Annotated in this window: 24 protein-coding genes, 1 other RNA gene and 1 pseudogene; 16 read left to right on the top strand and 10 right to left on the bottom strand. The window is 71.2% G+C overall.

Features of this window, described 5'->3' with window-relative positions:
- Window positions 1–242: 242 nt before the first annotated feature.
- The 6 genes from ABZ862_RS13085 to ABZ862_RS13060 are packed head-to-tail and all read left to right on the top strand — an operon-like array spanning window position 243 to window position 6,987.
- On the top strand, window positions 243–2,933 hold the full coding sequence (locus ABZ862_RS13085) for a CHAT domain-containing protein (protein WP_360956445.1): 2,691 nt from the start codon (window positions 243–245) through the stop codon (window positions 2,931–2,933).
- Window positions 2,926–3,273, top strand: coding sequence for a hypothetical protein (locus tag ABZ862_RS13080; RefSeq protein ID WP_360956443.1), 348 nt, complete (start codon window positions 2,926–2,928; stop codon window positions 3,271–3,273). Before ABZ862_RS13085 ends, ABZ862_RS13080 begins: the two co-directional genes overlap by 8 nt.
- Window positions 3,274–3,321: 48 nt before the next feature.
- Window positions 3,322–3,963 (top strand): hypothetical protein, encoded by a 642-nt coding sequence (locus tag ABZ862_RS13075; RefSeq protein WP_360956441.1) that lies wholly within the window; start codon window positions 3,322–3,324, stop codon window positions 3,961–3,963.
- Entirely contained in the window at window positions 3,960–5,606 is a 1,647-nt protein-coding gene (locus ABZ862_RS13070; protein ID WP_360956439.1) for an AAA family ATPase, read from the top strand. The genes ABZ862_RS13075 and ABZ862_RS13070 overlap by 4 nt, the downstream gene beginning before the upstream one ends.
- Window positions 5,607–5,635: 29 nt before the next feature.
- A complete protein-coding gene (locus tag ABZ862_RS13065; protein ID WP_360956437.1) occupies window positions 5,636–6,337 on the top strand; it encodes a hypothetical protein in 702 nt (233 codons plus the stop codon).
- Window positions 6,292–6,987 carry a 4Fe-4S single cluster domain-containing protein gene (locus tag ABZ862_RS13060; RefSeq protein WP_360956435.1) on the top strand — a complete coding sequence of 232 codons (696 nt, stop codon included), beginning with the start codon at window positions 6,292–6,294 and terminating at the stop codon, window positions 6,985–6,987. Before ABZ862_RS13065 ends, ABZ862_RS13060 begins: the two co-directional genes overlap by 46 nt.
- Window positions 6,988–7,009: 22 nt before the next feature.
- On the opposite strand, the pseudogene ABZ862_RS13055 reads toward ABZ862_RS13060, so the two are convergent.
- Window positions 7,010–7,125, bottom strand: a pseudogene (locus ABZ862_RS13055) (IS5/IS1182 family transposase); the annotation flags it as partial.
- A 459-nt stretch (window positions 7,126–7,584) separates the two neighbouring features.
- On the opposite strand from ABZ862_RS13055, the gene ABZ862_RS13050 reads away from it, so the two are divergent.
- Both ABZ862_RS13050 and ABZ862_RS13045 read left to right on the top strand, forming a co-directional pair.
- Window positions 7,585–7,923: a luciferase family protein gene (locus ABZ862_RS13050; RefSeq protein ID WP_360956433.1), complete on the top strand. Its 339-nt coding sequence runs from the start codon at window positions 7,585–7,587 to the stop codon at window positions 7,921–7,923.
- Window positions 7,869–8,210 (top strand): three-helix bundle dimerization domain-containing protein, encoded by a 342-nt coding sequence (locus tag ABZ862_RS13045; RefSeq protein ID WP_360956431.1) that lies wholly within the window; start codon window positions 7,869–7,871, stop codon window positions 8,208–8,210. The genes ABZ862_RS13050 and ABZ862_RS13045 overlap by 55 nt, the downstream gene beginning before the upstream one ends.
- A gap of 269 nt (window positions 8,211–8,479) precedes the next feature.
- Here ABZ862_RS13045 and ABZ862_RS13040 read toward each other — a convergent pair whose 3' ends face one another.
- Complete coding sequence (locus ABZ862_RS13040; RefSeq protein WP_360956429.1) at window positions 8,480–8,635, bottom strand: hypothetical protein; 156 nt, start codon at window positions 8,633–8,635, stop codon at window positions 8,480–8,482.
- A 582-nt stretch (window positions 8,636–9,217) separates the two neighbouring features.
- Window positions 9,218–9,622, bottom strand: an RNA gene (rnpB, locus tag ABZ862_RS13035) — RNase P RNA component class A.
- A 110-nt stretch (window positions 9,623–9,732) separates the two neighbouring features.
- On the opposite strand from rnpB, the gene yaaA reads away from it, so the two are divergent.
- On the top strand, window positions 9,733–10,515 hold the full coding sequence (gene yaaA, locus ABZ862_RS13030; protein WP_360956427.1) for a peroxide stress protein YaaA: 783 nt from the start codon (window positions 9,733–9,735) through the stop codon (window positions 10,513–10,515).
- A 16-nt stretch (window positions 10,516–10,531) separates the two neighbouring features.
- Here the strand turns inward: yaaA and ABZ862_RS13025 are convergent, their stop codons facing one another.
- The 3 genes from ABZ862_RS13025 to ABZ862_RS13015 are packed head-to-tail and all read right to left on the bottom strand — an operon-like array spanning window position 10,532 to window position 13,395.
- Entirely contained in the window at window positions 10,532–11,719 is a 1,188-nt protein-coding gene (locus ABZ862_RS13025) for a bifunctional RNase H/acid phosphatase (RefSeq protein WP_360956425.1), read from the bottom strand.
- A 15-nt stretch (window positions 11,720–11,734) separates the two neighbouring features.
- The gene (locus ABZ862_RS13020; RefSeq protein ID WP_360956682.1) at window positions 11,735–12,478 is read right to left on the bottom strand and encodes a C4-type zinc ribbon domain-containing protein; all 744 of its coding nucleotides are present in this window, start codon (window positions 12,476–12,478) and stop codon (window positions 11,735–11,737) included.
- Window positions 12,475–13,395, bottom strand: a complete 921-nt coding sequence (locus ABZ862_RS13015) for a Nif3-like dinuclear metal center hexameric protein (protein WP_360956423.1) — start codon at window positions 13,393–13,395, stop codon at window positions 12,475–12,477. Before ABZ862_RS13015 ends, ABZ862_RS13020 begins: the two co-directional genes overlap by 4 nt.
- Window positions 13,396–13,910: 515 nt before the next feature.
- Between ABZ862_RS13015 and ABZ862_RS13010 the strand changes: the two genes are divergently transcribed.
- Together ABZ862_RS13010 and ABZ862_RS13005 are read left to right on the top strand one after the other, a co-directional pair.
- Window positions 13,911–15,131: a hypothetical protein gene (locus ABZ862_RS13010; protein WP_360956680.1), complete on the top strand. Its 1,221-nt coding sequence runs from the start codon at window positions 13,911–13,913 to the stop codon at window positions 15,129–15,131.
- Window positions 15,132–15,237: 106 nt separating this feature from the next.
- Window positions 15,238–15,396: a hypothetical protein gene (locus tag ABZ862_RS13005; protein WP_360956421.1), complete on the top strand. Its 159-nt coding sequence runs from the start codon at window positions 15,238–15,240 to the stop codon at window positions 15,394–15,396.
- Between the two features lie 115 nt (window positions 15,397–15,511).
- On the opposite strand, the gene ABZ862_RS13000 is transcribed toward ABZ862_RS13005, so the two are convergent.
- From ABZ862_RS13000 to ABZ862_RS12990, 3 genes are all read right to left on the bottom strand, one after another.
- The gene (locus ABZ862_RS13000) at window positions 15,512–16,483 is read right to left on the bottom strand and encodes a 3-oxoacyl-ACP reductase (protein WP_360956419.1); all 972 of its coding nucleotides are present in this window, start codon (window positions 16,481–16,483) and stop codon (window positions 15,512–15,514) included.
- Window positions 16,484–16,496: 13 nt separating this feature from the next.
- The gene (locus tag ABZ862_RS12995) at window positions 16,497–17,579 is read right to left on the bottom strand and encodes a Zn-dependent alcohol dehydrogenase (protein ID WP_360956417.1); all 1,083 of its coding nucleotides are present in this window, start codon (window positions 17,577–17,579) and stop codon (window positions 16,497–16,499) included.
- A 92-nt stretch (window positions 17,580–17,671) separates the two neighbouring features.
- A complete protein-coding gene (locus tag ABZ862_RS12990; RefSeq protein ID WP_360956415.1) occupies window positions 17,672–18,568 on the bottom strand; it encodes a MaoC/PaaZ C-terminal domain-containing protein in 897 nt (298 codons plus the stop codon).
- A 356-nt stretch (window positions 18,569–18,924) separates the two neighbouring features.
- Between ABZ862_RS12990 and ABZ862_RS12985 the strand changes: the two genes are divergently transcribed.
- Complete coding sequence (locus tag ABZ862_RS12985) at window positions 18,925–20,259, top strand: sensor histidine kinase (RefSeq protein ID WP_360956413.1); 1,335 nt, start codon at window positions 18,925–18,927, stop codon at window positions 20,257–20,259.
- Here the strand turns inward: ABZ862_RS12985 and ABZ862_RS12980 are convergent.
- Complete coding sequence (locus ABZ862_RS12980; protein WP_360956678.1) at window positions 20,237–21,763, bottom strand: alpha-L-arabinofuranosidase B; 1,527 nt, start codon at window positions 21,761–21,763, stop codon at window positions 20,237–20,239. The genes ABZ862_RS12985 and ABZ862_RS12980 overlap by 23 nt on opposite strands.
- Before the next feature lie 384 nt (window positions 21,764–22,147).
- On the opposite strand from ABZ862_RS12980, the gene ABZ862_RS12975 reads away from it, so the two are divergent.
- From ABZ862_RS12975 to ABZ862_RS12960, 4 genes are all read left to right on the top strand, one after another.
- A complete protein-coding gene (locus ABZ862_RS12975) occupies window positions 22,148–22,780 on the top strand; it encodes a response regulator transcription factor (protein WP_360956676.1) in 633 nt (210 codons plus the stop codon).
- 238 nt (window positions 22,781–23,018) lie between these two features.
- Entirely contained in the window at window positions 23,019–24,536 is a 1,518-nt protein-coding gene (locus tag ABZ862_RS12970; RefSeq protein WP_360956411.1) for an MFS transporter, read from the top strand.
- Window positions 24,537–24,766: 230 nt separating this feature from the next.
- Window positions 24,767–25,432: a class I SAM-dependent methyltransferase gene (locus tag ABZ862_RS12965; protein ID WP_360956674.1), complete on the top strand. Its 666-nt coding sequence runs from the start codon at window positions 24,767–24,769 to the stop codon at window positions 25,430–25,432.
- 10 nt (window positions 25,433–25,442) lie between these two features.
- Window positions 25,443–26,459, top strand: a complete 1,017-nt coding sequence (locus ABZ862_RS12960) for an N-acetylmuramoyl-L-alanine amidase (RefSeq protein WP_360956409.1) — start codon at window positions 25,443–25,445, stop codon at window positions 26,457–26,459.
- The last annotated feature ends 18 nt before the right edge of the window (window positions 26,460–26,477 follow it).

Below are 26,477 nucleotides of genomic sequence, written 5' to 3'. Positions count from 1 at the left end.
CATCCCGCAGATTGATCACGACTCGATACGCGCCCTAGCCGCCCCGGGGGGGCGACAGCCATGTCGATCTTGTGCGTGCGCCCCACTACGCCCGCGCCTCGGCGATTCGATGGGTCGAGGCTACGACAGAAAGCTGAACCGAGCCGCGCTTTCGTATCCGGCCCCCCGCGAGGTCCGATGTGCGACAGGAGGGGCTCCTACACTCGCTGAGGGCAGCGGCACTCGGGGGAGCGTGGGAGCGCATGGACGACAACTCGTCATCATCCGACGGGAGTTGGGCGCGGGTGATGGCGGCGGAAGCCCGCGTGGACGACGTCGCCGCAGAACTGCTGTTGATGGGGGGCTTCTGCCTCGAAGGCTGCGTCGACGCGGAGTTCGTCGCCAGGATGAAGGAACTGGCCGCAGACATCGACACGGCCACCCGGGAGTTCGAAGCGCTCGTGGCGGACGAACTGGACGGGGACACTTCCAAGGTTGCGGAGGGTCTGCGGGAGACCGTTCGCACGACATGCGCACAGCGGCGTGCCGACGCCTGCGAATGGGTCGCTCGCGCCTACGACGCCTTAGGCGACGCGACCGAGGCCGTACGGCGCTTCGCTACAGCCATGGAACTGCATCAGCGGCTCGGGAACGAAACGTCAGCGCAGCGCTGCGCTGTTGCCTCCGCTCATACTCAGCTTTACAGCAGCGGAAATGTCGACGCCGAGATCCGGCGGCTGGCTCCTGGCGCCGAATCAGTCGGCCCCGCCACCGACCTGGAGGCCATCGGCAAGCAGATCGAGACCGGGCAGCTCTATGCGCGTGGGGGTGATCTCGCCGAAGCGCGGCGGCTCTTCGAGGCCGCCGCGGAGGCACTCGAAGCGGCTGCCCCTCGGAACACACCCCTGCCGGAGGCGCTTGAGCGGCTCATGGACGCGTCGGGGAACGGCACGGCCTGGACGCCGAAAGGTGTCAAGGAGTTTGTCGAGCCGGTGCAGCGAGCTGTCACGATGCACGGTCTTCGGCAGACGCTGGGTCTGGCCCGTGCCCAGATCGCGGAGGACCCGCGAGAAGCACGAAGGTATACCGAGGAGTTCCGTGCTCAGCCAGATTTCGCCGCCGTCACCACGGCCTTCCTCGGTAAGTCCGCAAGCGACGCCATGCAGGCTGCCTCCGGCCCCATCGGTGACTTCGCCGCTGCCCTCGCGGAGATCGACGCTGAGCAGTCAGCCCGGCCGACGGACGAGATGCTCGCCCGGTTGAGCGAGCTCTGGGAGCATGCCTGCCGGCTCGGCGTGACGAGATTCCAGGCGGGGGTGGCAAGACGTCGGGGCGAGCTGCTGCTGCGTACGGACCGCCCCCTCGACGCGATCGCGGTGCTGCGAGAAGCGCTCGGCCTGCTCGGCGACGCGAGCCGGCACGACTTCCAACCGGTACTCCTGGCGCGGCTCGCGGCCTGCCACGCGGCGATCGGCGACTGGCGCGAGGTCTCCAGGGTGACGTCCCGGGGGATCGCGCTGGTGGAGGCTCACCGCTATGACGTCAGCGGCACCTATATGAAGGACTTCTACCTCAAAGACCGCATCGACCTGTACCGACTCGCGGTGGAGGCCGCGTACTACGCGAAGGACGCCGAACGCCTCTTCCACGTCATGGAGCTCTCGAAGGCGCGGCGACTGGCGAACGCCACCACACGGCCCAGTCCCGAGCAGATGGGGCAGATATCAGAGCTGAGTCGGCGCATTGACGAGAGCCCTGCCGGGTCCCGCGAACGTGCCGAACTCAGCTTGCGTCGCCGCCTGCTGTGGGACCACCTGCTGGCCGGGGGTGACACGCACGGTGCACCCGTCCCGGCGCTGAGCGACATCCAGCGGGCCCTGCTCCCGGAGGAAGCCGTCCTCTACCACTACTGGCTCGACGACAGCCGGTTGCTCGTCGTACTCGTCAGACGGGAGCGGAAGGTCATCGGCCTGCGGACGCTGCCCCCGAAAGCCCGCGAGGCGCTGGACCGCCTGGTCGAGCTCGTACGGCCGGAGAACGCAGACGGCGCCATTGTGGACATCGACGGCCCACTGGCCGAATCCGCGCCGTGGTTGCTGCCAAGTGACAGGAAAGCCCTGACGGGCTGTACCCGGCTCTACGTCAGCCCGCACGGCCTCCTGCACAGTCTTCCGATCCACGCGCTACCCTGGGGAAACGGGACCCTGCTCGACGACGTCTCCGTCGTCTATCTGCCGAACCTGGCCGGCCTGCTCGAGGACGTGCCGGAGCCCGGGCCGGGTACGGTAGTCGCCGGTGTCAGCGAGTTCGTCATGCCGGGCCTCAAGCGACGCGACGAGCTGGCTCCCGGGGCACGCGAGATCGCGGCCATGCACCGTAGCGCCGGGCGGCCTGTGACGGAGTTCACCGACGCCCAGGCCACCAAGGGCGCCTTGCTCGACGCAGCTGGCGGAGTCCTCCAGTCCGCCGGTTGTGTGAGCCTTCTGACCCACGGTGCCAGCGTCGACGCCGACACCCCTATGGAGTCGATCCTGTGGCTGCACGACCTGCCTCTGGACGGGCTGGAGATGGCCATGTGGCCTTTGTCGGGGGCATTGGTGACGCTCACCGCCTGCTGCTCGGGGCAGCGGGCGATCACCATGGCGGGCGGTGAGGCAGGCCTGCCGGGGGATGAGGTGTTCGGCCTGCAGGCGGCATGCTTCGCCGCGGGGGCTTCCGCGGTGCTGGGCGCGCTCTGGCCGATCAAGAGCAAGCAGTGCGTCCAGATCAGCGCCTTCGTGCACGAGGCGCTCGTCAACGACAGGCAGGCACCGGATCAGGCTCTTCGTACCGCAGTTCTGAGATTCCGGCGGACCGCCGGTCTGCTCGGTCGGGCCACCGCTGTATGGGCGCCCCTGTTCCTCGTGTCCCGCGGTCGTCCCAGGCCGCTCGTTTCCGGGAGCTCGCATGTCTGACGTCATCTATCTGCACGTGGACTTCGCCGACCATGAGAGCGCGCTCGCCGGCGCGGCCCTGCTCCGCGACAAGCTCGCCTCCCTGCCTCAAGTGGGAGAGGCGGACGCTGAAGTCGACGACTACCTGATCGACACCGAACAGGTTCTGGTCGGTGTCACCGCTGCGGTCCAGTTGATCCAACTGGCCGACGACGGTTCGGGAAGTCTCAGGAACCTCATCGGCAACGTCCGTGAACTGGCCCGCGAGATAAGGGGGGTGAGGCGAATCCGTCGCGAGGTCGACGGTGAGCTCCGGTACCTCGACGACCACCCCTTCGACGATTCCGACGACGAGTCCTGAACCTGGGAGCAGAGCGTGACCCACCCCGACGGCCCGGGTGACAGTCGCATGCGGAGTCTGCGCGATGCGCTGCAGCCCACCTCGCCCGCGGCATCAGTGGAATCGGTCAAGTCCACACGCCTGCGCGCACCCAATGTCGATCTCCTCGCAGCCGCCGAGGGCCTGGGCCGGTGGTACGAGAGCCAGCACATGAAGGTGCAGATCATGCCCGTCGGCAACACCCACGTCGTCCAAGCCCGGTCCAGCAGCCAGTGGAAGCGGGCCCTGGGCATGGCGGTGGCCCTGACGGTCACCATGCGCCAGGACGGTGTCGACCTCGTCGTGGAGATCGGGAAGGCACCCTGGATGGCCAAGAGCGCGGCCGCCGTCATGTGGTCCGCCGCACTTCCTCCGCTGATGGTGGCCCCGGTGCTGGGCCTGGCGAACCAGGCCAGACTGCCCGGGCAGACGATCGACTTCCTCAAGGCCACGCTGCCCCACTACCTGCCGGCCCAGCACCCTCCGGTCGAACCATCCCCGCCCCCGCACGTCGCGCCGCCACGGATGCCGCTCCCGCCTCCCCACACACCGCCACCACGCCGCTTCGAACCCCCGCCCCCGTATGCGGCACCGCCACCGTCCCGCTCCGAGCCGCCCCCGGCCTCCCCACCGCCGGGTCAGGAACCTCACCCGGGGAGGCGATTGGATTGACCTTTCCGGACCGTACCGATCCGACGGCGGAGTTCCGTGACACCCTGGCGACCCTGATCCACGCGCGCTTTCCCCTGCTGCACGTCCGTACGCACGAAGAGGACCGGCTGATGCAGCAGCTCAACCTGTGCCTGCGGGCCGATCCCCGACTGGTGCGTCATCCCCGGCCCGTCATCATCTGGAAGGTCACCACGGGACTTCGTGACACGACCGGGAGGCATGTGGTCGCCGACACCACCGAGCCACTGCGAGCACTGGAGGCGGTCCAGCAGTTCCAGGGATCAGGGGTGTTCGTCTTCCTCGACCTGCATCACTTCCTCCTGGGAACCCAGTCCACCGGAGTGAACCCACTCACGCGGGCCAAGGTCGTCCGGACGCTGCGTGACCTCCGTGAGCCGCTCAAGCGCGGGCGGGACAGAAAGACGCTGATCATCGTCTCCCCCGAGTTGGCTCTCCCGCCGGATCTCGACAAGGACATCCACCTGATCGAGCTGAATCCCCCCTCGAAGGCCGAACTGGACGACGTCCTGACCAAGTTCTTGCGGGACAACGGGATCGCCGACCGTTCCTCCAACGGTGTTCTCGTCACCACTGCCCATGGCCTCACCTGCGACGAGGCCGAGAACGCCTTCGCCCGGGCATTCAGCCGGCACGGCCGTATCGACAAGCGCGCCACGGACCTGGTGGCGGACGAAAAGCGGCAGGCCGTGCGGCGGACCGAGATCCTGGAGTATGTCTCCACACTGTCCGAGGAGGACCTTGAGATAGGCGGCCTGGGCACGCTGCGGAACTGGTTGAAGCAGCGTGAGGGCAGCTGGCTCGGCAGAGGCAGTGAGTGGGGGATCCGCCAGCCTCGAGGCATTCTCATCACCGGAGTCCCGGGCTGCGGGAAGAGCCTCACGGCCAAGTGCACCAGCGTGGCGTGGAACCTTCCGCTGCTCCGTCTCGACGTGGGCCGGATCTTCGCGGGCCTCGTCGGCAGCAGCGAGGCGAACATGCGCGAAGCGCTCTCGCTGGCCGAGGCGATGTCGCCCTCCATCCTGTGGATCGACGAGCTCGAAAAGGGGTTCGCCAGAAGTGCCGGAGGTCTCGACAGCGGAGTCGGCAGCAGGGTTTTCGGGACCTTCCTCACCTGGATGCAGGAACACACCGCCTTCGTCTTCGTCATCGCCACCGCGAACGACATCTCCCAGTTGCCCGCCGAGTTCCTCCGCAAAGGGCGCTTCGACGAGATCTTCTTCGTCGACCTGCCCACGCGAGTGGAGCGCAGCAGGATCCTGCGTATCCATATCGGGCGCTATCTCAAGCACCCCGCCGCAGCAGGTCAGTTCCCGCATAGCGATGAAGCGTTCAACCGGCTCGCCGAGATGTCGCCGGACTTCAGCGGCGCCGAGCTTCTGGACGCAGTGAACTCGGCCGCGTTCGCGGCCTTTCAGGCCAAACGGCCTATTCGCTTCGAGGATGTGGCGGCAGCGGTGGAAGCCACAGCGCCGCTCGCCCGCATCCAGACCGAAAGAGTGCGTGAGATGCAGCAGTGGGCCCACGCGAGCGGCGTTCTGCTCGCGACGGAGGGCAAGGACCTGGAGAAGCCGCTCACGGTGACGGGAGACGGCGCCCTGTTGGGCATGAGGCAACTCGGCTGACGCCGGCGGGCGGAAGGAACCGTGATCGTATGAGCACTGGGCTGGAGCTCCTGCCGCTGGCACTGGCGGCCGGGGCCATCGTGGCGGCGGTCCGTCATCACGAAGCCCGCAGCGGCATCAAGGCCGCCGCCCCCATCGTCTGCGTCGACACCCGGCTCCGGGACGAGGCCCTGCTCGGAAGGGCGCTGGCCGCCGTCGGCGCGGACGAGGGCGGGCACGGCGGCTACCACTACGGGAGGATCGGCGGCGCTGCCGTCGCCTTCGCACGCTCCGGCCAGTCCACCTTCACCGCGTTCTTCGATCCCGGAGTAGACGCCGAGTCCGCGGCACACCTCGTTCGGCAGTTGGACGCCGCGTACTGCGCGGCCCTGCGCGACCGGCTCACCGAAGCCATCGTCGCCCGCTGCAGGGCCCAGGGACTGGCCGTGTCCCCGCCTCGGCCGGCTCCACAAGGCGGTCATCTGGTCACCGTCACCGAGCACGACGGCAGCGGAGTGGAACTGACGCTGGCGGACACGGGCACGGTGTCGGCCAAGACCTTCGGAGTGCACGGAACCGCCTGCCTGTCATGGGCCCCGCGCGCGGAGGAGCTGACCGAGGGACGGGTCCTCCACGCGCACTACACCCAGGACTACTACACCGTGGAATCAGCAGAGGACGCCTGGTCCTCGCATGCGGAGAACGAATGGGAGGGCACCTCGGCCCAGGAGACCGAGTGGGAGGGCATGTGAAGGTCCGACTCGGCCGATGGGTGGCCTGGACACAAGCCGAGGGGCCAGGAGCACGAGCCGCCCTCTGGGTGCAGGGGTGTGCCATCCGCTGTCCTGGCTGTGTCAATCCGCACTTCTGGCCAGCACAGGGCGGCAGCCTGGTCGAGGCTACGGACCTCGTCACCGTCTTGCGCGAGGGCCCGCCTGTAGAAGGCGTCACCCTGCTGGGCGGAGAGCCGTTCGAACAAGCCACCGCCCTAGCCGAGTTCGCCGCCGGCGTTCGGGCCATGGACCTGACCGTGATGGCGTTCACCGGCTACCGCTACGAAGAGCTCCAGACGAACCCCGTTCCAGGTGCCGCCGACCTGCTGGCCGCGACCGACCTGCTCGTCGACGGCCCCTACGTACGCACGCTCCCAGATCGCCGCCGCCCCTGGGCGGGCTCGACGAACCAGCGGTTCATCGCGCTCACCCCCCGCTACGCACAACTCGTCGCGGAAATCGAGAACCCGGACACCGAACAAGGCTCGTGGCACGACCGCCTGGAGATCCACTTGCGCGAGGACGGCACAGTAGGCATGAGCGGGATGAGCGACACCAGGCTGCTGGGCGAGCTGAGACGAGACCTTGGGCTGCGGCACACGAATGGTGGTTCCGGCAAAGGGCCATGATTTCGACCTCTGAGCCTCCGGCCGCGCGGAACTGTGTCAACTTGTTGATCGCCCGCTCGACAGCGTTGCGCTTGGCGTACCGCTCTGTGTCGAAGCCGGGTGGCCGGCCACCGGCGCTCCGTGCCGCAGACGGCCGGCCGCATGCGTCACAACTGCGCGGTTACGCGTTCGGGTCCCACCCTCTCTGCGAGCTGCTCCATCGGCTCGGTGTCGCCGGTGGTCTCCAGGACGTCGAGCGGGAGGCGCTCGTAGAAGGATCAGCGCCTGCCGTCACGACCAGCTCACCGCGAAACTGCGGACGGCCGGACTCGGTGTCATGGCCAACCTGCGCTTCTTCGGCCTCGACGACAGCGGCCCAGACGCCGACCCGGGCGGTGATCACCGGCTAGAGCAACCGGGGCGGCCCGGTCAGCATCCAGGACGACGCTGTCCTGGCCATCCGACCGGCGAGCGTGACAAAGACAAACCGCTGACTCCTGAGTGGACTGTCAGGTGCCTGCCTCCAATCTCCTCCCGCATGCGCGTACCGGTCGTTGTCAGTGGTCCCTCCTATCCTGAGTTGACTCGGACCACACGTGAACGACGGAGGATCACTCCATGACGTGGGACAACAACACGCGGCCTCGGCAGTTCCGGGAACACCTTGAGGCGACCACCGCCGTACGCACGATGCCCGGCTCGGCATGGGTGACGGTACGCCTGGACGTCGCAGCGGACGTCGACCTGCTGATGACCCTGGCCAGCCTCGCCCTGCAGGCTCATCAGGCATGGCCGAATCCCGACGACGACCCACGTACCCATGCAACGATCACCGCAGCGGGGCAGTCCCGCCCGCGTCTCTCGGACGGGACTGAGAGGTACTCCTCCAGGCAGGTGACACTGTGGCCAGCCCGACAGGCGAGGACGAGGCCATCCGCGCACTCGCGGAACGCCTGAAGAACACCTTCCACACGGCACGCACCGCGGCCGAGGTCGAACAGGCCGTCGCCAGGGCAGACGCCTCCTTCACAAACCGGCCCGTACACGAGTTCGTCCCCCGTGCTGGTCGAACGCAAAGCCCAGGCCCTCCTGAACGGGACGGCAGCCGGGCTCCTGCGTCCAGGATCTGCAGGGGGGCGGTGAGGTTGGCCCAGTGCAAGCCGGCGTGGGCGGTGGTCCAGCAGGTGACGGCCGGAGCGGGAATCCTGGGGAATTCAGGGATGGCCCGGTCCATGTACTCCTGAGACACTCCCACGCACTCGGTGTCGACGGCCGCCGCCTTCTCCAGCGTTCCGGCGAGGTCTTCCCATCAGAAGCCCGGCAGCCGCAGGTGGTGGCGGAGGACCGGATCGTCGGACAGAAGTAGTTGGTCGACGTGCGCCGACAGTTCCGCCCGGTAGGCGGTGGTGGCGTCGAAGGCGTCATGCACGCCCAGCAGCACGGGCCAGCGCCCGCCGAGGTCATCGAAGGCGAACTGTGCGGCCAGAGCGCCTTCCCGCAGCTTCCCCGACGTCTAGTCCTCCCACGCTGACACCAGGCGCAGCCACGCCGGGCGGCCGACGGCGATGCGGGCCGGAGCGCCCAGGGTGCGCCCGGCCCGCCCCCAGCTCCCCGACGGATTCGGCCCGACGTGCAGGGCCCTGGCGGCATGCGCGTGGCGGGCGCGCATGCGCCGCTCGGTGTCCGGATCTGGCGGAAGCGTGTGCACCAGCGATCTCCCACAACAGGGCAGCGTCAGGCTGGAGAGCGACGGCACCGGCCGCCGCCCTCCAGCCTGACGCACCGAAAGGCGGCGAGAAGAGCGTTCGTCGCTCCTGGGTGTGACCCCGAGGACATCCGATTCCAGTTCTCCAGCCGGAGGACTGTCACTTCCACGGCACCAAACTGTCAGCCACAGGACTTCAGTCCAGCGTGTCCCGCGATACGTGCGAGGGCGCCATTGACGGCTGCCTCGACACGCGCAAGAAATGTTATCTGCCCGGTCTCGGGCTCGGCTCGCTGGAGGAGCGTCATCGGCGCTCAGGCTCAGCCGGAGCAAGTCCGCAGGAAGACACCTCGTACATGTACTTCCGAGGGCACCAGAAGCGAGATGTCTCCTCAAGAACGACAGTGGATCACATGCGGTAGCAAGAATGCCCGGATATGTCGCATGGGCGGCGGACAGAAACGACGATACCCTCAGCCCGGATTCGACCCGGATTCGACCCCGAGGGTTCAGACATGGCCTCTGACCTGGGCAAATAGAGAGCGGCAGACGAGTCGGGCTGTACGCCGGGTTTTGTGCCGGGGGTTCTCGCGAACCGTCCGGTGACGGCCATCCATCTAGGGCCGGCGTTGCCGCCGGTCTCGTGCGGTCTACCCGCGGACTCGGGCGGGCAGCCCTCGGACGTCCGCGCAGAGCGCGTTTCACGGCGCTCCTTTTGACCTTGCTCCGGGTGGGGTTTACCTAGCTGCCCAGGTCGCCCTGGGCACTGGTGGTCTCTTACACCACCGTTTCACCCTTACCCGGTGCCGAAGCACCGGGCGGTCTGTTTTCTGTGGCACTGTCCCGCGGGTCACCCCGGGTGGCCGTTAGCCATCACCCTGCCCTGTGGAGCCCGGACGTTCCTCGGGGAGTCCCCGTCAGGGGAATCCACGCGGCCGTCCGCCCGGCTCGTCTGCCGTGTGGACCATGGTACCGGGCGCCGGGCGCGGCCGGTTCCGTCCCCGGGCCCCGTTACCCTGTCCCGGAGCTCACACTCCCCCGACGCCCCCCGAGGAGCCCCCTTGCTCGTCCTCCTGCCGCCCTCCGAAGGCAAGGCCCCTGCCGGGCGGGGTGCGCCGCTGCGGCTGGAGTCGCTGTCGCTGCCCGGGTTGAACGACGCCCGGCAGGCTGTGCTGAGCGAGCTCGTCGAGCTGTGTTCCGGGGACGAGGACAAGGCGCGTGAGGTGCTCGGGCTGAGTGCGGGGCTGCGGGGGGAAGTGGGCAAGAACGCCCTGCTGCTCAGCTCCGCGGCCCGGCCCGCCGGGGAGGTCTACACCGGGGTGCTCTACGACGCCCTCGGCATCGGCACGCTCGACGCCACCGCCTCCCGGCTCGCCGGGCGGTCGCTGCTCGTGTTCTCCGGGTTGTGGGGGGCCGTCCGGGTCACCGACCGAATTCCTTCCTACCGGTGTCCCATGGGGGTCAGGCTGCCTGGCATCGGGGGGCTCGCGGCGCATTGGCGCAAGGCCATGGGGGCCGTGCTGTCCGAGGTGGCCGCCGGGAGCGGGGTCGTGCTCGACCTGCGGTCCTCCGCCTACGCCGCCGCCTGGAAGCCTTCCGGGGACATCGCCTCGCGGACCGTGGGCGTACGGGTGCTGCACGCGCCGACACGGAAGGTCGTCAGCCACTTCAACAAGGCGACCAAGGGGCGGATCGTGCGCAGTCTGCTCTCGGCGGGGGCCGAGCCGGGCGGGCCCGCCGAACTCGTCTCCGCGCTGCGTGATCTCGGGTACGTGGTGGAGACCGCCGGTGCGGTGACGGGCAGGGCCTGGGCCGTCGACGTTCTCGTCGACGAGGTCCACTGAGCCGGGACCGCCCCGCTCACCGCAGGTGCGACGTGTCGTTCACCAGCCGCACGCTCGCGTTCCCGTCCCCGTAGTACGCCACCGCCGACAGCGACGCCGCCGAGAGCTCCATGCGGAACAGGGACTCCGGCGGGGCGCCCAGGGCCAGGCGGACGAACGTCTTGATCGGGGTCACGTGCGTGACCAGCAGGACCGTACGGCCCGCGTACGCCGCCAGCAGGCGGTCGCGGGTCTCGGCTATGCGGTCCGCCGTCGCCGTGAAGCTCTCGCCCCCGCCGGTCGGCTCCGCCTCCGAGTCGGCGAGCCAGGTGTTCAGGTCGTCGGGATAGCGGTCGCGTACCTCGGCGAACGTCAGGCCCTCCCAGGCACCGAAGTCCGTTTCGCGCAGGCCGTCGTCCACCGTCACGTCCAGACCCAGACGGGCGGCGACCGCGGCCGCCGTCTCCCGGGTCCGGGTCAGCGGGGACGCCACGATCGCCTCGATCGTCCCCCTGCGGGACAGGGCCGCCCCGGCGCGTTCCGCCTGCTCCCTGCCGATCTCCGACAACGCCGGGTCGGAGCCGCCGCTGCCCGAGAAGCGCTTCTGGGGCGTCAGCGGGGTCTCGCCGTGGCGCAGGAGGACGAAGGTGGCGGGGGTGCCGAGGTCGGGTGCCGACGACCAGCCGGGGGCGGCGGCGTCACGGGCGGCCGTGGACCTGGCCACCTGGCGCGCCGCACGGACGTCGGCCGCGTCGGACGCCGTACAGTCCGGCACGGCAGACGCCGTACGGTCGGGCGGTGGTGTCCACTGCTCGCCGCGCGCGCCCGCGTCCATCGCCTCGTTCGCCAAGCGGTCCGCGTGCTTGTTGCGCTCGCGCGGGATCCACTCGTACGTCACCCGGTCGGGCGGGAAGATCCGGGCCGCCTCCGCCGCCAGCGGGCGCATCGCCGGGTGCTTGATCTGCCAGCGGCCCGACATCTGCTCGACGACCAGCTTGGAGTCCATGCGGACGTGCACGGTGGCCGTCGCGTCCACCGTACGGGCGGCCGTCAGGCCCGCCAGCAGACCCCGGTACTCCGCCACGTTGTTCGTGGCCACGCCGATGTACTCCGCCGCCTCCGCCAGGGCCTCCCCCGTCGTCGCGTCGATCACCACGCTGCCGTAGCCGGCCGGGCCCGGGTTTCCCCGGGAACCGCCGTCCGCCTCGACGATCAACTCCCGCACCGAGCCCACGCCTCTCTACAGCCCCGACTCCGACGTACGCACCAGGATGCGGCGGCAGTTCTCGCAGCGGACGACCGTGTCGGGGGCCGCCGAGCGGACCTCGTTCAGTTCGGTGATCGCCAGCTCCTGGCGGCAGCCCTGGCAGCTGCGCTGGTAGAGCTTGGCCGCGCCGATGCCGCCCTGCTGCTCGCGCAGCTTGTCGTAGAGCTTCAGCAGGTCGGCCGGGACCGAGGCCGCGACGACCTCGCGCTCCTTGGTGACCGTGGCGGCCTCGCCGTCGATCTCCTCGTACGCGGCGTCCCGGCGCCCGGTCGCGTCGTCGATCCTGGCCTGCACCGAGCCGACCCGCTCCGTCAGTTCGGCCACCCGCTCCTGCGCGGACTCCCGGCGCTCCATGACCTCCAGGACCACGTCCTCGAGGTCGCCCTGCCGCTTGGCGAGCGACACGATCTCGCGCTGCAGGTTCTCCAGGTCCTTCGGCGAGGTGACCGCGCCGGAGTCCAGGCGCTGCTGGTCGCGGGCGGCACGCTGACGGACCTGGTCGACGTCCTGCTCGGCCTTGGTCTGCTCGCGGGCGCAGTCGCTCTCCTCGGTCTGCGCGGCCACCAGCAGGTCGCGCAGTCCCGCGACGTCCTTGGTGAGCGACTCGATCTCGGCGTGCTCGGGCAGCGACCGCCGCTTGTGCGCCAGCTGCTGAAGGCGTACGTCCAGGGCCTGGACGTCGAGGAGTCTGATCTGGTCGGCGGACGCGGCGTTCAGTTGGGGGCTCCCAGGGCGTTAGAGGTCGGGGTCACGTTCGAAGCAGAAGAAGCAGAGGGCGAGGTCGCAGTCGGGCCGGACGGCGCCATCCGGGCGGTCCAGGGGTCGGTGACCGTCTTCGAGACATGGACGCGCAGGTCCCAGCCGTGCCGGTCGGAGATCTCGTCGAGCTGGCTCGCGGCCTGCTCGCACCAGGGCCACTCGGTGGCCCAGTGCGCCGCGTCGAGCAGCGCGACCGGGCGGTGTTCCCCCGTGCCGCGCTCCACGGCCTCGGAGGCCGGGTGGTGGCGCAGGTCGGCGGTCAGGTACGCGTCCACCCCGGCCGCGCGCACCGCGTCGAAGAGGCTGTCCCCGGAGCCGCCGCTCACCGCGACCGTGCGGACCCGTGCCGACAGGTCGCCCGCCACCCGGATGCCCTGCGCCGTGGCGGGCAGGCGTTCGGCGGCGCGCTCGGCGAACTCGCGGACGGTCAGGGGGTGGTCCAGCTCGCAGATCCGGCCGAGGCCCCGGCGGCCCGCCGGGTCGGTGGGGTCGGGTACGAGGGGGCGTACGACACGGAGGTCCAGGACGGCGGCGAGCGCGTCGGAGACGCCGGGGTCGGCCGTGTCCGCGTTGGTGTGGGCGACGTGCAGCGCCACGTCGTTCTTGATCAGGGTGTGCACCACGCGGCCCTTGAAGGTGGAGGCCGCCACCGTGGTCGTACCGCGGAGATAGAGCGGGTGGTGCGTGACCAGCAGGTCCGCGCCCAGTTCCACCGCTTCGTCGACGATCGCCCGGACGGGGTCCACGGCGAACAGGACCCGGGTGACCTCCTGGTCCGGGTCTCCCGCGACCGTACCGACCGCGTCCCAGGACTCGGCCCGTTCGGTGGGCCAGAGGCTCTCCAGCGCGGCGATGACTTCAGACAGACGGGGCACGGGGCAAGGCTACCTGGCCCGGCCGGTGTCCCCACCGGTTCCGTCGTGCCCTCGCATGACGGGCACCTCTCCGTCAACCGCCCCAAGGTCAGCACATACGTTCCGCCACCCCCGGAAGAAACGCTTCTTCACCACCCGTATGTGTGAAGCCCCTGCTCACCGGGCCCACGCCCGCACGTACGAAAACTAGCTTCGTCACCGGAGGCGACCACAGGTGACCCGAGGCGACCGGAGGTGATCACGTCATGACGACGTCTGCGATCGACATCGCTGCGGGCAGCGGCACGGACGTATGGGGCGAACCCGGGGACGGCCCCGGGGGAGGACCCGGAGGCGGGCTCGGCGGGGGGTCCGCGGGGGGACCCGGGGGCGGATCGGAGGACGAGCCCGGGAGCAGAGGCGGCAGGGGGTCCGACAGGCAAAGCGGGGGCGGCCCCTGCGCCCCGGTCCCGTCCCGCCCCGGGTGCACGGTCACGGCCGACGGCGCCTACGCGGCCCGCCTCGCACCGGTCCGGCTGCCGGCCGCCGGACCGCCGGACCGCAAGGGCCCGGCACGGGCCGGAGGCACGGGAGGCGCGGGAGGCACAGGGGGTGCGGGAGGCACGGTGGACGACGGCCGCCCCCGCACCGGCACGGGCCCCGGCCCCGTCGGCTGGTTCCCCGAGCGCTGGACCCTCGACGGCCCCGAGCCCTACGCCGTCCCCCTCCCCGGCGACCGGCCCGAGGCACCCGGCACCGAGGTGCAGCCGATGGGTGACGGCCGGGTCCTGATCCGCCGTACGGTCGCGCCGCGGCGGCACGCCTTCGCCCTGCTCTACCCCACCGGCCCCGGCACCGGCGAGGTGCCGTTGGGCACCGTCGAGTGCCCCGACGACGGCAGCAGGCTGCGGCTGCTGCCGCCCGCGCCGTGCGGTGCGCGGGCGTACGCCCTCGTCGTCGGCCGGTACACCAGCGATCTGTGGCTGGTGGCGGGCGGCGGGCGCGGACCCGAGCTGCTCGCGGAGATCCCCGGCCGCTGCTCCGGCGGGGTCTGGCTGGACGGCACCGGACGCATGCTGGCGCTCGACCGGGAGGTCGCCGGGCTCACCAAGACGGTCGCGGTGGACCTGGAGCGCGGCGGCGAGGTGTCCCCGCTGCTCCAGATCGCCGACCGCAGCGCCGACCGGGTGCTGCTCGCCGATCCCGACAGCGGGCTCCTCCTGGTCCGTTCCGACGCACCCTCCCCCGGCCGGGACCGGCTCGGCTGGGGGGTGCTGGGCAGCACGCTCCCGGTGCGTTTCCCGGAGTGCCTGCGGCTGCCGGACTGCGTGGTCACGCCGTTCGCCGTGCAGCCGGGGCAGATGCTCCAGCCGGAGGCCTGCGCGGTGGCGCTGCGCATCGACGGCGCGCTCGGCAGCTGGGTCGGGGTGTGGCGGCCCGCGGAGCGCTACGTCCACCATCTCGCCGCTCCCGACGGCTGGCTCGCCGGCGCCGGGGTGTGGACGCCGGAGGGGGTGCTCCGGCTGCCGTACGCCACCCGGGAGGTGCCGTGCGGGGTGGCACGGCTGACCGTGCCGGTACGGCCCCCGGAGGCACCGGTTCCGGCGGGCGGGGCCGGCCCGGAGGGCGCCGGGCCCGTATCCACGCAGGTCGGCGGGCTCACCGAGGCTCCGGGAGCCGGTCCGGCGGAGTTCGCCGCGCCCCGTCCCGTACCGCTTCAGCAGGCCCCGCTGAGGGCTCGTGCTGCAACCCGGTAACGAAGTCGTGCCGGTTGGCGTGTGTGGCCCGTTCGGCCCCTGGTGCGCCGGTTAAACTCGCCCGGTTGCCAGAAAGATCATGTTGTTGACGGGGTGAATTCTTCCGATGAGCGACACCAGCACCACTCAGCCGCTCCATGCCGGCTCTCAGGACAGGGACGACAGTGCCGGCAGGCACCGGGGGCCGGTCTCGGCCCACGAGGCCGAGCAGACCCCTCGGGGCCGGCACCGCAAGCCCGCCGAGGCGACCGAGATGGCTGCCTGACGACCAGGTCGGCGGCCAGCGGCAGAGCACGACCGGCCCCGCTCCTCCGGATGACGGAGGGGCGGGGCCGCTGCCGTACCGGGCGGGGCCGGACGCCTCCGGACGCGGCGCGCGGTCAGCCCTGTGCCGCGCCCCCTCGCCGCAGCCGCAGCACCTCCGCCGCCGCGAACGTCTCGCCGCGCGGCCGGTCCGCGTAGTGCGGGGTGAGGACGGCGTCGAGTTCGTCGTAGCTGAAGGTGTCCTGCTTGCTGTCGAACTGTGCCCGTACCCGCGGCCGTTCGACGACGGCGACCATCCCGCCGTGCACGACGAGCAGTTGGCCGTTGAGCCGCGCGGCGGCCGGTGAGGCGAGGTAACCGACCAGGGGCGCCACGTGTTCGGGGGCCAAGGGGTCCAGGCCCCCTTCTCCGTCAGCCGGTTGCCCGATGCCGGCGAAGACGTCCTCCGTCATCCGGGTACGGGCGCGCGGGCAGATCACGTTGGCCGTCACCCCGTACTTGGCGAGGGCGAGGGCGCTGGAGGTCGTCAGGCCGACGATCCCGCCCTTCGCCGCCGCGTAGTTGGGCTGTCCGGCGGAGCCCGCGAGGAACGCCTCCGACGACGTGTTCACGATCCGCCCGTACACGGGTCCGCCACCGGCCGCCTTCGAGCGCTCCCGCCAGTGCGCGGCGGCGAACCGGGTCGTGTTGAAGTGGCCCTTGAGATGGACCCGGATCACGGAGTCCCACTCGTCCTCCGTCATGGAGAAGACCATCCGGTCGCGCAGGATGCCCGCGTTGTTGACCAGGATGTCCAGTTTTCCGAACTCGGAGACGGCCGACTCCACCAGCAGACGCGCCTGCCGGAAGTCGGACACGTCGCCGGTCGCGGCGAGCGCCGTGCCGCCCGCCGCGCGGATCTCCGCGGCGACCTCCTCCGCCGGGGTCGCGGAGGCGGCGCCGGAGCCGTCGCGGCCGGGCTGCCCGTAGTCGTTGACGACGACGGCCGCGCCCAGCCGGGCCAGTTCGAGCGCCTCGGCCCGGCCGAGGCCCCGGCCCGCGCCGGTGACGATCGCCGACAGGCCCGCGAGCGGTGCCGACTCAGCCATGGGACGGCTCCCGTCAGATCTCGATGCAGGTGCGCAGGGCCGTGCCCGTACGCATCTGGTCCAGTGCCTCGTTGATCCCGGACAGCGGTACCCGGTGCGTGATCAGGCCCGCCAGGTCGATCCGGCCCGCCCGCCACAGGGCGACCGTCCGCTCGTAGGAGCGCACCACGTCCCCGCCGCCGTACATCGACGGCAGGATGCGCTTCTCGTCGAAGAACAGCTCGAACATGTTGAGCTGGAGGAAGTCGTCCATGGCGCCCGCGCCGACCACGACGAGGGTGCCGCCGCGCCGCGTGTTGTCGTACGCCGTGCGGGCGGTGGCGGAGCGGCCTACGACCTCGAAGACGTAGTCGAAGCCCTCGCCCGCGGTGATCCGCTGCTTGGCGTCCGGCAGTTCGTCCGGGGACACGGCGGTCGTGGCGCCGAAGCCGAGCGCCGCCTCGCGCCGGGAGGCGACCGGGTCGACGGCGACGATCTCGGCGGCTCCCTTGAGCCGCGCCCCCTGGATCGCGGAGATCCCGACACCCCCGCATCCGATCACGGCGACCGACGAACCGGCCTCCACATCGGCGGTGTTGAGGGCCGCGCCGAGTCCCGTGGTGACGCCGCAGCCGATGAGCGCGGCGATGTCGAAGGGCACGTCGTCCGGGATCGGCACCGCGCAGCCGGCGTCCACGACGACCTCCTCGGCGAAGGTGCCGGTGCCCGCGAAACCGAATACATCGGCATGGGCGCCGGGGCGCTTGAAGTTGGGGGTACCGGCGTTCATGAACCCGGCCAGGCACAGCTCGGTCTGGCCGCGTTTGCAGGCCGGGCAGGCACCGCACGCCGGAAGCCAGCAGACGACCACCCGGTCACCGGGCTTCAGACGCGTCACGCCCTCCCCGACCTCGACGACCTCCCCCGCGCCCTCGTGCCCGGGGACGAACGGCGCGGGCTGCGGCAGGACTCCGTTCATCGCGGACAGGTCCGAGTGGCACAGCCCCGTGGCCCGCACCCGGATCCGTACCCGGCCGGGCCCGAAACCGGCCGTCTCGACGTCGTCGAGGACCTCTAGCTTGTCCTGGCCTGTCTCCTGCAGTACGGCTGCGCGCATGGTGCGGCTCCCCTCGACGGCTCGGCCGGCGGTACTTGCGGGTGTTCACATGTGCGGGATTCCGAAGACTCGGGTGCTCGGGTGCTCGGGTCTCAGGGGTGATCGACCCCATCTGCCCCATCGGCCACTTCGATCACATCGACCACGGTGTCCGCCAGGACCGGCGCGTCGTCCCGCTCGACGGCGCCGACGGCCACCCGTACCGTCCCGCCGTCCCGCCGCCACATCCGGATCCGCAGTGTCTCCCCCGGGTACACCACCCCGGCGAACCGTGTCGCGTAGCCGCGCACCCGGCTCACGTCGCCGCCGAGCAGCGTGTCGACGACCGCCTTGAGCGTCATGCCGTAGGTGCACAGCCCGTGCAGGATGGGCCGCTCGAAACCGGCGAGCTTGGCGAACTCCGGGTCGGCGTGCAGGGGGTTGTAGTCGCCGGAGAGGCGGTAGAGGAGGGCCTGGTCCTCGCGGATCAGGCGTTCCACGGTCCGGTCGGGCTCCCCGGCCGGGGGGTCGGGCCTGGTGGAAGGCCCGCGGTCGCCGCCCCAGCCGCCCTCGCCCCGGACGAAGATCTGCGCGTCGTTGGTCCACAGCGGGCCGTCGGGGTCGGCGACCTCGGTGCGCATGACGAGCACGGCCGCCTTGCCCTTGTCGTGGACGGCGGCGATCCTGCTCGTGGCGGTGGCCCGGCCCTCGGCCGGGATGGGGCGGTGCAGGGTGAGCGACTGGCCGCCGTGCAGGACGCGGGCCAGGTCGACGTCGACGCCGGGCACGGACAGGCCGCTGATCACGCCCGGTGAGCCGTTGCCCGCGACGGTGGCGAAACTGGGCAGCACATGCAGCCGGGACTCCAGGGTGTAGCGCAGCTCGTCGGGGTCGGTGGCCGGGACTCCGGCGCCGACGCCCAGGTGGTAGAGCTGCACGTCCCGGCGGTCCCAGGTGATCTCGCCGGTCCGGGGCTCGGCCGCGAGGGCCTTGGCTGCGTCGATGGGCATGGGGCTCCAGGGGTGGTCGGGGCGGTGCGGTGCGGTCCGCTCGCCGGGCCGCCGTGGGACAAGACCCCGGCACGGCCGTCCGCACCGTCGGCCGTACCGAGGTCGTCACGGGCCGGTCCGGAACGTACCCGGCGGCCGGGCGGGCCGACCTGTCTGGAACGTGTTCCGATCCGGCGCCCTCTGTATAGCCGAGCCCCTGACACTTGTGAAGACTCCTGACGATGTGTCAGTTCCGGGGATCCGATCGCTGGGACATTTGTACTGTCCGGGTCCGTACATGCGACTCTGCCGGGCGGCGGCACCGGTCCGTAGCGTCGTGGACAGGACACGGACGAGGGAATCAGGGAGACGGAATCATGTCGTGGTGGCAAGAGCTCCGGTGCCGGTTCGGCAGGCGGCACGGTACGGGGAAGGCCGGCAGCCGGACCGCCGGAAGCGGGACGACCGACAACGGGACGACCGCGGACAGGACGGCCGAGGGCAGGACCGGACACACCGGCCCCCCGCCCACCGGCTTCACGCTGCTCCCCTGGCTGCTGATGGGCCTCGGCTCCTTCTCCAACATCCTCCAGGGCAAGACGGCCAACCCCTGGATCGGCGGCCTGGGCCTGCTGACCTTCAACTCCCTGTACATCTACGTCACCTTCCGCTCCTTCGACCGGGAGCGCCGCGAGGCCGTCTCCACGCGGGTCGCGCTGCTGCTGCTCGCCGCGGTGACCACCGCCCTCGCCGTCGGTTACGGCGGCACCTGGCTGCTGTTCTTCCCGCTGCTCGGCCTCGCCATCGGCGCGTCGCTGCGCGGTCCCTGGCTGAGGCGGGCCGGACTGACGCTGGCGGTGCTGACATGCCTGGCCGTCGGCCTGCACGGCTGGTCGAACGCCGTGAGCATCATGTACGGGACGCTGATGTCGACCATGGTCACGGCGGCGATCCTGTCGCTCAACGAGGCCGTACGGGATCTGCGCGCCGCCCGCGAGGAACTGGCCCGGAACGCGGTCGAGAAGGAGCGGCAGCGGTTCTCCCGCGATCTGCACGATCTGCTGGGGCACACGCTGTCGGTGATCGTGGTGAAGTCGGAGGCGGCCCGCCGGCTCGCCCCCCGCGATCTCGACGCGGCACTGGCACAGATCGGCGATATCGAATCGGTCGGGCGGCAGGCGCTCACCGAGATCCGTGAGGCGGTCACCGGCTATCGCGAGGGGAGTCTCGCCCGTGAGCTGTCCCGGGCGTCGTCGGCGCTGTCGGCGGCGGGGGTGACCCCGGTCGTACGGCGGTCGGGCACGCCGCTCACCCCGCAGACCGAGGCCCTGCTGGGCTGGGTGGTCCGCGAGGCGGTGACGAACGTCCTGCGGCACAGCGGCGCCGCCCGCTGCGAGATCGCGGTGGACTCCGGCCCGGAGCGGGTCCGGCTGACGGTCACCGACGACGGCGGGGGCGAGCAGCCCGGTGCCGCCGGCACCGCGGACGGCATCGGCGGCACCGGGCTCGTGGGACTGACCGAGCGCCTCGCGGTGGCGGGCGGCTCGCTGACGGCGGGCCCGGCGCCACGCGGCGGCTTCACGGTCACCGCCGAGCTGCCGGCGGTCCTCACCGGCCTGCCGGAGGTCACCGCGGAGCCTCCGGCGGCGGGCGAACGGCCGCCGGAGGCCGGTTCGGTTCCCGGGACGGCTACGGCGCCCAGGGCGCGGTGACCGCCCAGCTCACGTCGTCGGTCCACGACGTGCTGGTGTCCCAGGCGTTCGAGCCGCCGTTGCCCGCGACGTAGACGTTGTAGTTGTAGTGCCGCAGGTATTTGGCCGGATAGTTGTACGACGCGAACGACGTCCCCGTGCCGCTCTTCCCGGTCGTCGGACAGAACGTGGCGTCGGCCCGGAACTGGGCCGTGCCGTCCATCGGCTGGCGCAGCAGCTGGAAGTTGTAGTGCCGCAGGAAGTCGCCGGGGTAGTTGCGCGACTCGAAGGACACGCAGGAGGCACTGGCGAGGCCCCTGCGGACGATCCAGGTGGCGTCGCTCTTGTCGAGGCCGGAGCTGCCGGAGGTCACCGAGGACAGCACGGCGGCGTTGTACTGGTGCCGGATGTAGTCGGTGGTGCAGCAGGAGGTCGTGGCGCGCAGGGAGATCTCCGAGCCGGGGTTCAGCGTGCCGGTGCTGCCGGTCGCGCCGCCGTAGCCGACGGAGACGATGTCGGCCTGTACGGCGTCGTCGGCGGCGTCGGTCGGGATGCCCGAGGTCATGACGCCCTCGAAGAAGGATCCGATGGAGCCGTTGCTGTTGTCGCCGCCGGTGCCGAGGACGATGGCGCCCTCCTGGTGCATCGGTGAGTAACCGCCGCCGTTCACGCTGGGCTCACCGCCGGAATATGTGGTGGTGAGTCCGCCGGATTGCGCATTGCCGTATTTCAGCGCGAAATGGTTCTGCCCGTTGTTCTTCAGCAGCGCGGTGACGAACGGCAGCGCTCCGGTGCCGGTGTTCGAGGTGTTGGTGCTGTAGCCGAGGTTCGACTGGAACAGGCCGTTCTCCAGGTCGGCCTGCACCCAGGGGCCGGAGCCGTAGCAGGGTGCGAACCAGCACTCGGTGCCGAAGTTGATGGCGTCCATGTGGCCGTTGCCGGTGTCCTTGTTGTTCGTCTCGGCGTTGCCGTAGTCGAAGCAGCAGGAGCCGTTGACGTGGGTGCCGGAGGTCACCATGTACATCCCCTCGGCCCCGCCGTTGGTGGCGACGCCGGAGGTGGAGTTGTCGCGGTAGCCCATGCCGGCGGAGATCTCCAGGCCGTAGACCTGGTGGCCGCCGACGGTCACCGGCAGCGCGTCCGCGGGTGCCCCGACGTCGGCCGCTCCGGCGCCGCCCGCGCCCTCGACGGTGAGGTCGTTGTGGCGCGCGGACTGGTCGTAGATCTTGGTGATGATGCAGGTCGTACCGGAACAGAACGAGTCCTGCGCGGCGGCGTTGGCGTAGCCGCCGGTGGCCAGCAGGCCGATGTTCGCGGTCGCGCCGTCCGAGGCGCGCTGCACCTGGTAGAGCGAGCCGCCGTACGAGGCGTAGAGCGCCCGGGCGAGGCTGTGCGCGGCGACGCAGGGGGTGCCCGCGGAGGCGTAGACGTCGCAGGGCAGCGAGCCGGCGGCGGCGGCCGGGGGCGCGCCGAAGCCGATCGAGAGGCCGAGGACGAGGGCCAGGGCGCCGAGCAGGGCGCCCAGGAGTCTGCTGCGGTGGGCGCGACGGGCGGTGCGGCGCGCGGGTGCGCCGGGGAGTCCGGGTAACACGGCAACCTCTTTCGTTCCTGGTAGGCGGTGCGGGCCAGACGTTCGATATACCGAATGCCGTTCGGTCGAAATCCCGAACCCGACCGGAGTCGAAATGTCGAACGGTCAGGAATTCGGTGGCGCGCGGGAATTGTGAAGGTGTTCCCTTGAATGCGGAGAAGGCAGAGGCGATTGTTTTCCCGGCGCGGGGAGCCGTCAAGACGTGCGGACGGAATGACGGGAAACACGCCCCGCCCCACCGGGCCCGGGCACCCGCCGCCCCGGCTCCGGCACCCGGCGCCCTCGACCGGGCCCCGTTACCCTTGGCCCGTGAACGAGATGCCCCGCGATCACCGGCCGGCGAAGTCCATCAGGGTCCTGCTCGCGGAGGATCAGGGGATGATGCGGGGCGCGCTGGCGTTACTGCTGGGCATGGAACCGGACATCGAGGTCGTCGCCCAGGTCGGCGCGGGCGACGTGATCGTGGACTCCGCGCTGGTCCACCGCCCCGACGTCGCCCTCCTCGACATCGAACTGCCCGGGATGAGCGGTCTGGACGCGGCGGCCCTGCTGCGCGAGGAGGCGCCGGACTGCCGGGTGCTGATCCTGACCACGTTCGGGCGGCCCGGCTATCTGCGCCGGGCCATGGAGGCGGGCGCGGCGGGGTTCCTGGTCAAGGACGGGCCCGTGGAGGAGCTGGCCGCGGCGATCCGGCGGGTACTGACCGGCGAGACGGTGGTCGACCCGGCGCTGGCCGCGGCGGCACTGAGCGCGGGGCCCAGTCCGCTGACGGCGCGCGAGTGCGACGTACTGAAGGCGTCCGCGGACGGCGCGACCGTCGCCGACGTCGCGGCGAGGCTCCATCTGTCGGAGTCCACGGTCCGCAACTACCTCTCCTCGGCCATCGGCAAGACCGGCACCCGCAACCGGACGGAGGCGGTGCGGGAGGCCCGCAGCCAGGGGTGGCTGTGACCGGGTACGCCTCCGCACCGGCATCCGGAATCCCCGTGTCCGCCAAGAGAAGGTCAAGAATTCGTTAGTACGCCGAAGCATCGGAATAGTTGCCTGTGCATACGTAGTTCAAGCTGCAGGTACCCCGCAGTGCCCCCGTACACCCCAGACCCACTGCACCCGCAGCACCCACAGCACCCACAGCACCCGCACGGATCGCCCTGATCCGCTTGAACTACAGGCCCGGAGGCCCCTCTTCATGACGCACACGACGACCGGCCAGCCCGCCGGGCGAGCGACCGGGGCCGTGGTCCCGGTCCTCGCCTTCGCGGGCATCGTGGTCGCGGTGATGCAGACCCTGCTCGTCCCGGTCATCAAGGACCTGCCCCAGCTGCTGGGCACCGCGCCCAGCAACGCCACCTGGGTCCTGACCTCGACCCTGCTCTCGGGCGCCGTGGCCACCCCGATCATGGGCCGCCTCGGCGACCTGTACGGCAAGCGGCGCATGCTGATCGCCAGCCTGGCGGTGATGGTGGCCGGCGCCCTGGTCAGCGCGCTCACCAGCACCCTGATCCCCATGATCGCCGGCCGTACGCTCCAGGGCTTCGCGATGGGCGCCATCCCGCTCGGCATCGGCCTGATGCGCGACATGCTGCCGCGCGAACGGCTCGGCTCGGCGATGGCCCTGATGAGCTCCTCGATAGGCGTCGGCGGCGGCCTCGCCCTGCCCGCCGCCGCCCTGGTCGCCCAGCACGCCGACTGGCACGCCCTCTTCTACGGCGCCGCGGGCCTCGGCGTCGTCTCGATCGCGCTGACCCTCCTCGTCGTACCGGAGTCCCCGATGCGCGCGGAAGGCTCCTTCGACCTGCTCGGCGCGCTCGGGCTGTCCGCCGGTCTGGTGCTCTTCCTGCTGCCCATCACCAAGGGCAGCGACTGGGGCTGGACCTCGGGCAGCACGCTCGGCCTGTTCGGCGCGGCGGCCGTCGTGCTCGTGCTGTGGGGCCTGATGGAGCTCCGCAGCGCGGCCCCGCTGGTCGACCTGCGCACCACCGCCCGTCCCGCCGTCCTGTTCACCAACCTCGCCTCGATCATGGTCGGCGTCTCCTTCTACGTCGTCTCCCTGGTCCTCCCCCAGCTCCTCCAGCTGCCGAAGGCCACCGGCTACGGTCTCGGCCAGTCGATGGTCGCCGCGGGTCTGCTGGTCGCGCCGCTCGGCCTGACGATGATGTTCACGGCACCCGTCTACGCCCGCCTCTCGGCGAAGTACGGGCCCAAGTTCACCCTCATCCTCGGCATGCTGATCATCGCGATCGGCTACGGCTCCGGCCTCGGCCTGATGAGCGCGCCCTGGCAGAGCCTGGTGATCGCGGTGCTGCTCGGCGCGGGCATCGGCCTCGCCTACTCCTCGCTGCCCGCGCTGATCGTCGGCGCGGTCCCGGCCTCCGAGACCGGCGCGGCCAACGGCCTCAACACCCTGATGCGGTCCATCGGCACGTCGGTGTCGAGCGCCGTCATCGGGATGGTGCTGGCGAACACGGCGAACGACGTGGGCGGGGTCGCCGTGCCGACCCTGCACGGCTTCCGGCTGTCGTTCCTGATCGCCACCGGCGCCGTCGCGGTCGGGCTGCTGATGGCGCTGTTCCTGCCGAAGCCGGACCGCGGCTCCCACCTCCTCGCCAGCAGCGCGGAGACGAGCAGCGCGGAGACCGGCGACACGGACCGGACCGACGGCGCGGACGAGACCGGCCGCGAGCGCGCCGCGCGGATCACCGCCTGACGTCCGGCCCCGTCCCGCTTCCGTAACCCGCACACCCGTATCCCCGCAGCCCGCACCCCCTGTCGCCCCGGCGGCAGGGGGTGCGGCAGCATAGGACGCCCGCAGCGCCCGCAGCGCACCACCCGCACGTCCTGCCCCCACCGGAGGGAAGACCCGCACCCATGGCCCCGGCCCCCCGCCCCACCGCCGCACCCGCCGCACCCGCCGCACCCGCCACCGCGCCTACCGCCATACCCGCCGCAACGCCCGCGCCCGCCGTCCTCGCCGCCTTCGAGGCGGCGAAGGGCTTCATGCCCGCCGACGAGGGCCTGGCCCTCCACGCGGCGGCCGTCGAGGCGGCCGGTCTCGGCCTCCCGCTCCTCGAAGTGGGCACGTACTGCGGCCGTTCCACGATCCTGCTGGCCGACGCGGCGCGGCGGGCCGGGGTGACCGCGCTCACCGTCGACCACCACCGGGGCAGCGAGGAGCAGCAGCCCGGGTGGGACTTCCACGACCCGGAGACGGTGGACCCGGAGCTGGGCGTGATGGACACGCTGCCCGTCTTCCGCCGCACCCTGCGCCGGGCCGGTCTCGAGGAGCACGTGGTGGCGCTGGTCGGCCGCTCCCCGCAGATCGCGGCCCTCTGGAACACGCCCCTCGGTCTGGTCTTCGTCGACGGCGGTCACACCGACGAGCACGCGAACGCCGACTACGACGGCTGGGCGCCCCACGTGGCCGAGGACGGGCTCCTCGTCATCCACGACGTCTTCCCGGACCCGGTGGACGAGTTCACCGGCCAGGCGCCCTACCGCGTGTGGCTGCGGGCTTTGGACTCCGGCGCGTTCACCGAGGTCTCCGCGACCGGCTCGCTGCGCGTCCTGCGGCGAACGGGCACAGCACCCCTGGGCCGCGGTTAAAGTCGCAGACGTGTCGTACTCAGGCCCCGAATTCGAACCGCACCAGCCGCCCCGCTCGCCGCTGCGCCGCCCGCTGACCATCGCGCTGGGCGCGCTGGTGTCGGGAGGACTGCTCGGGTGGGTGCTGTACCAGGCGTCGGGGGCGCCGCACGACGGCTCGGACACGGCGTCGGCACGGACGACGGCACCGGCGGCGCCGGGTTCGCCGGCGGACTCCGCGTCCCCGGCGGGCTCGGCGTCCCCGTGGAGCGCGCCGCCCGGCTCCACCGCCCCCGGATCCACCGCCCCGGGCGGCGGCAAGACCCGTACCACGCCTGCCGGATCGCCTCCGCCCGCGGCGGGGGCGGGCACGCTGGAGGGCAAGGTCGTCGTCATCGACCCGGGCCACAACACCGGCAATTTCCGGCACACTTCGCAGATCGCCCGCCAGGTGGACATCGGGACGAACCACAAGGAGTGCGACACCACGGGCACGTCCACCGACTCCGGCTACACCGAGGCCGAGTTCACCATGGACCTCGCCCACCGGTTGCGCACGCTGCTCCAGGAGCAGGGCGCCACGGTGAAGTTGACCCACGACGGTGACTCGCCCGCCTGGGGCCCGTGCGTCGACGAGCGCGCCCGCATCGGCAACGCGGCCCACGCCGACGCCGCGATCTCCCTGCACGCCGACGGCTCGGTGGACGGCAACCGCGGCTTCCATGTGATCCTGCCGGGCTCGGTGCACGCGGGCTCCGCCGACACCCGGCCGATCGTCGCGTCCTCCAAGGATCTCGGGGAGCGCGTGGCCGGCAATTTCCTGCGGGTCACGGGCGAACCGCCCTCCAACTATGTGGGCGCTCGTACCGGTCTTGTCACACGTCAGGACCTGGGTGGTCTCAATCTGTCAACGGTTCCCAAGGTGTTCATCGAGTGCGGCAACATGCGCGATAGCAAGGACGCGGCACGGCTGACCAGCGGTGCCTGGCGGCAGAAGGCGGCGCAGGGGATCTCTGAGGGAATCGTGAGTTTCCTCGACGGCGAATGATCGGCGGCGGTCCGGGCG

This window comes from Streptomyces sp. NPDC047000 (assembly GCF_040644295.1).
Classification (GTDB): Bacteria; Actinomycetota; Actinomycetes; order Streptomycetales; family Streptomycetaceae; genus Streptomyces.
This window is presented reverse-complemented; position numbering and strand designations above follow the sequence as displayed.

Bases quoted from the DNA above. Each gene is read 5' to 3' on its own strand.
- ABZ862_RS12990 (WP_360956415.1), bottom strand. From the start codon at position 18,568: ATGCCCATCGACGCAGCCAAGGCCCTCGCGGCCGAGCCCCGGACCGGC.
- ABZ862_RS13000 (WP_360956419.1), bottom strand. From the start codon at position 16,483: ATGGCTGAGTCGGCACCGCTCGCGGGCCTGTCGGCGATCGTCACCGGC.
- ABZ862_RS12995 (WP_360956417.1), bottom strand. From the start codon at position 17,579: ATGCGCGCAGCCGTACTGCAGGAGACAGGCCAGGACAAGCTAGAGGTC.
- ABZ862_RS12975 (WP_360956676.1), top strand. From the start codon at position 22,148: ATGCCCCGCGATCACCGGCCGGCGAAGTCCATCAGGGTCCTGCTCGCG.
- ABZ862_RS13050 (WP_360956433.1), top strand. From the start codon at position 7,585: ATGACGTGGGACAACAACACGCGGCCTCGGCAGTTCCGGGAACACCTT.
- ABZ862_RS12985 (WP_360956413.1), top strand. From the start codon at position 18,925: ATGTCGTGGTGGCAAGAGCTCCGGTGCCGGTTCGGCAGGCGGCACGGT.
- ABZ862_RS13065 (WP_360956437.1), top strand. From the start codon at position 5,636: ATGAGCACTGGGCTGGAGCTCCTGCCGCTGGCACTGGCGGCCGGGGCC.
- ABZ862_RS13075 (WP_360956441.1), top strand. From the start codon at position 3,322: ATGCGGAGTCTGCGCGATGCGCTGCAGCCCACCTCGCCCGCGGCATCA.
- ABZ862_RS13080 (WP_360956443.1), top strand. From the start codon at position 2,926: ATGTCTGACGTCATCTATCTGCACGTGGACTTCGCCGACCATGAGAGC.
- ABZ862_RS13040 (WP_360956429.1), bottom strand. From the start codon at position 8,635: ATGCGCGCCCGCCACGCGCATGCCGCCAGGGCCCTGCACGTCGGGCCG.
- ABZ862_RS13060 (WP_360956435.1), top strand. From the start codon at position 6,292: ATGGGAGGGCACCTCGGCCCAGGAGACCGAGTGGGAGGGCATGTGAAG.
- ABZ862_RS13005 (WP_360956421.1), top strand. From the start codon at position 15,238: ATGAGCGACACCAGCACCACTCAGCCGCTCCATGCCGGCTCTCAGGAC.
- ABZ862_RS12970 (WP_360956411.1), top strand. From the start codon at position 23,019: ATGACGCACACGACGACCGGCCAGCCCGCCGGGCGAGCGACCGGGGCC.
- ABZ862_RS13085 (WP_360956445.1), top strand. From the start codon at position 243: ATGGACGACAACTCGTCATCATCCGACGGGAGTTGGGCGCGGGTGATG.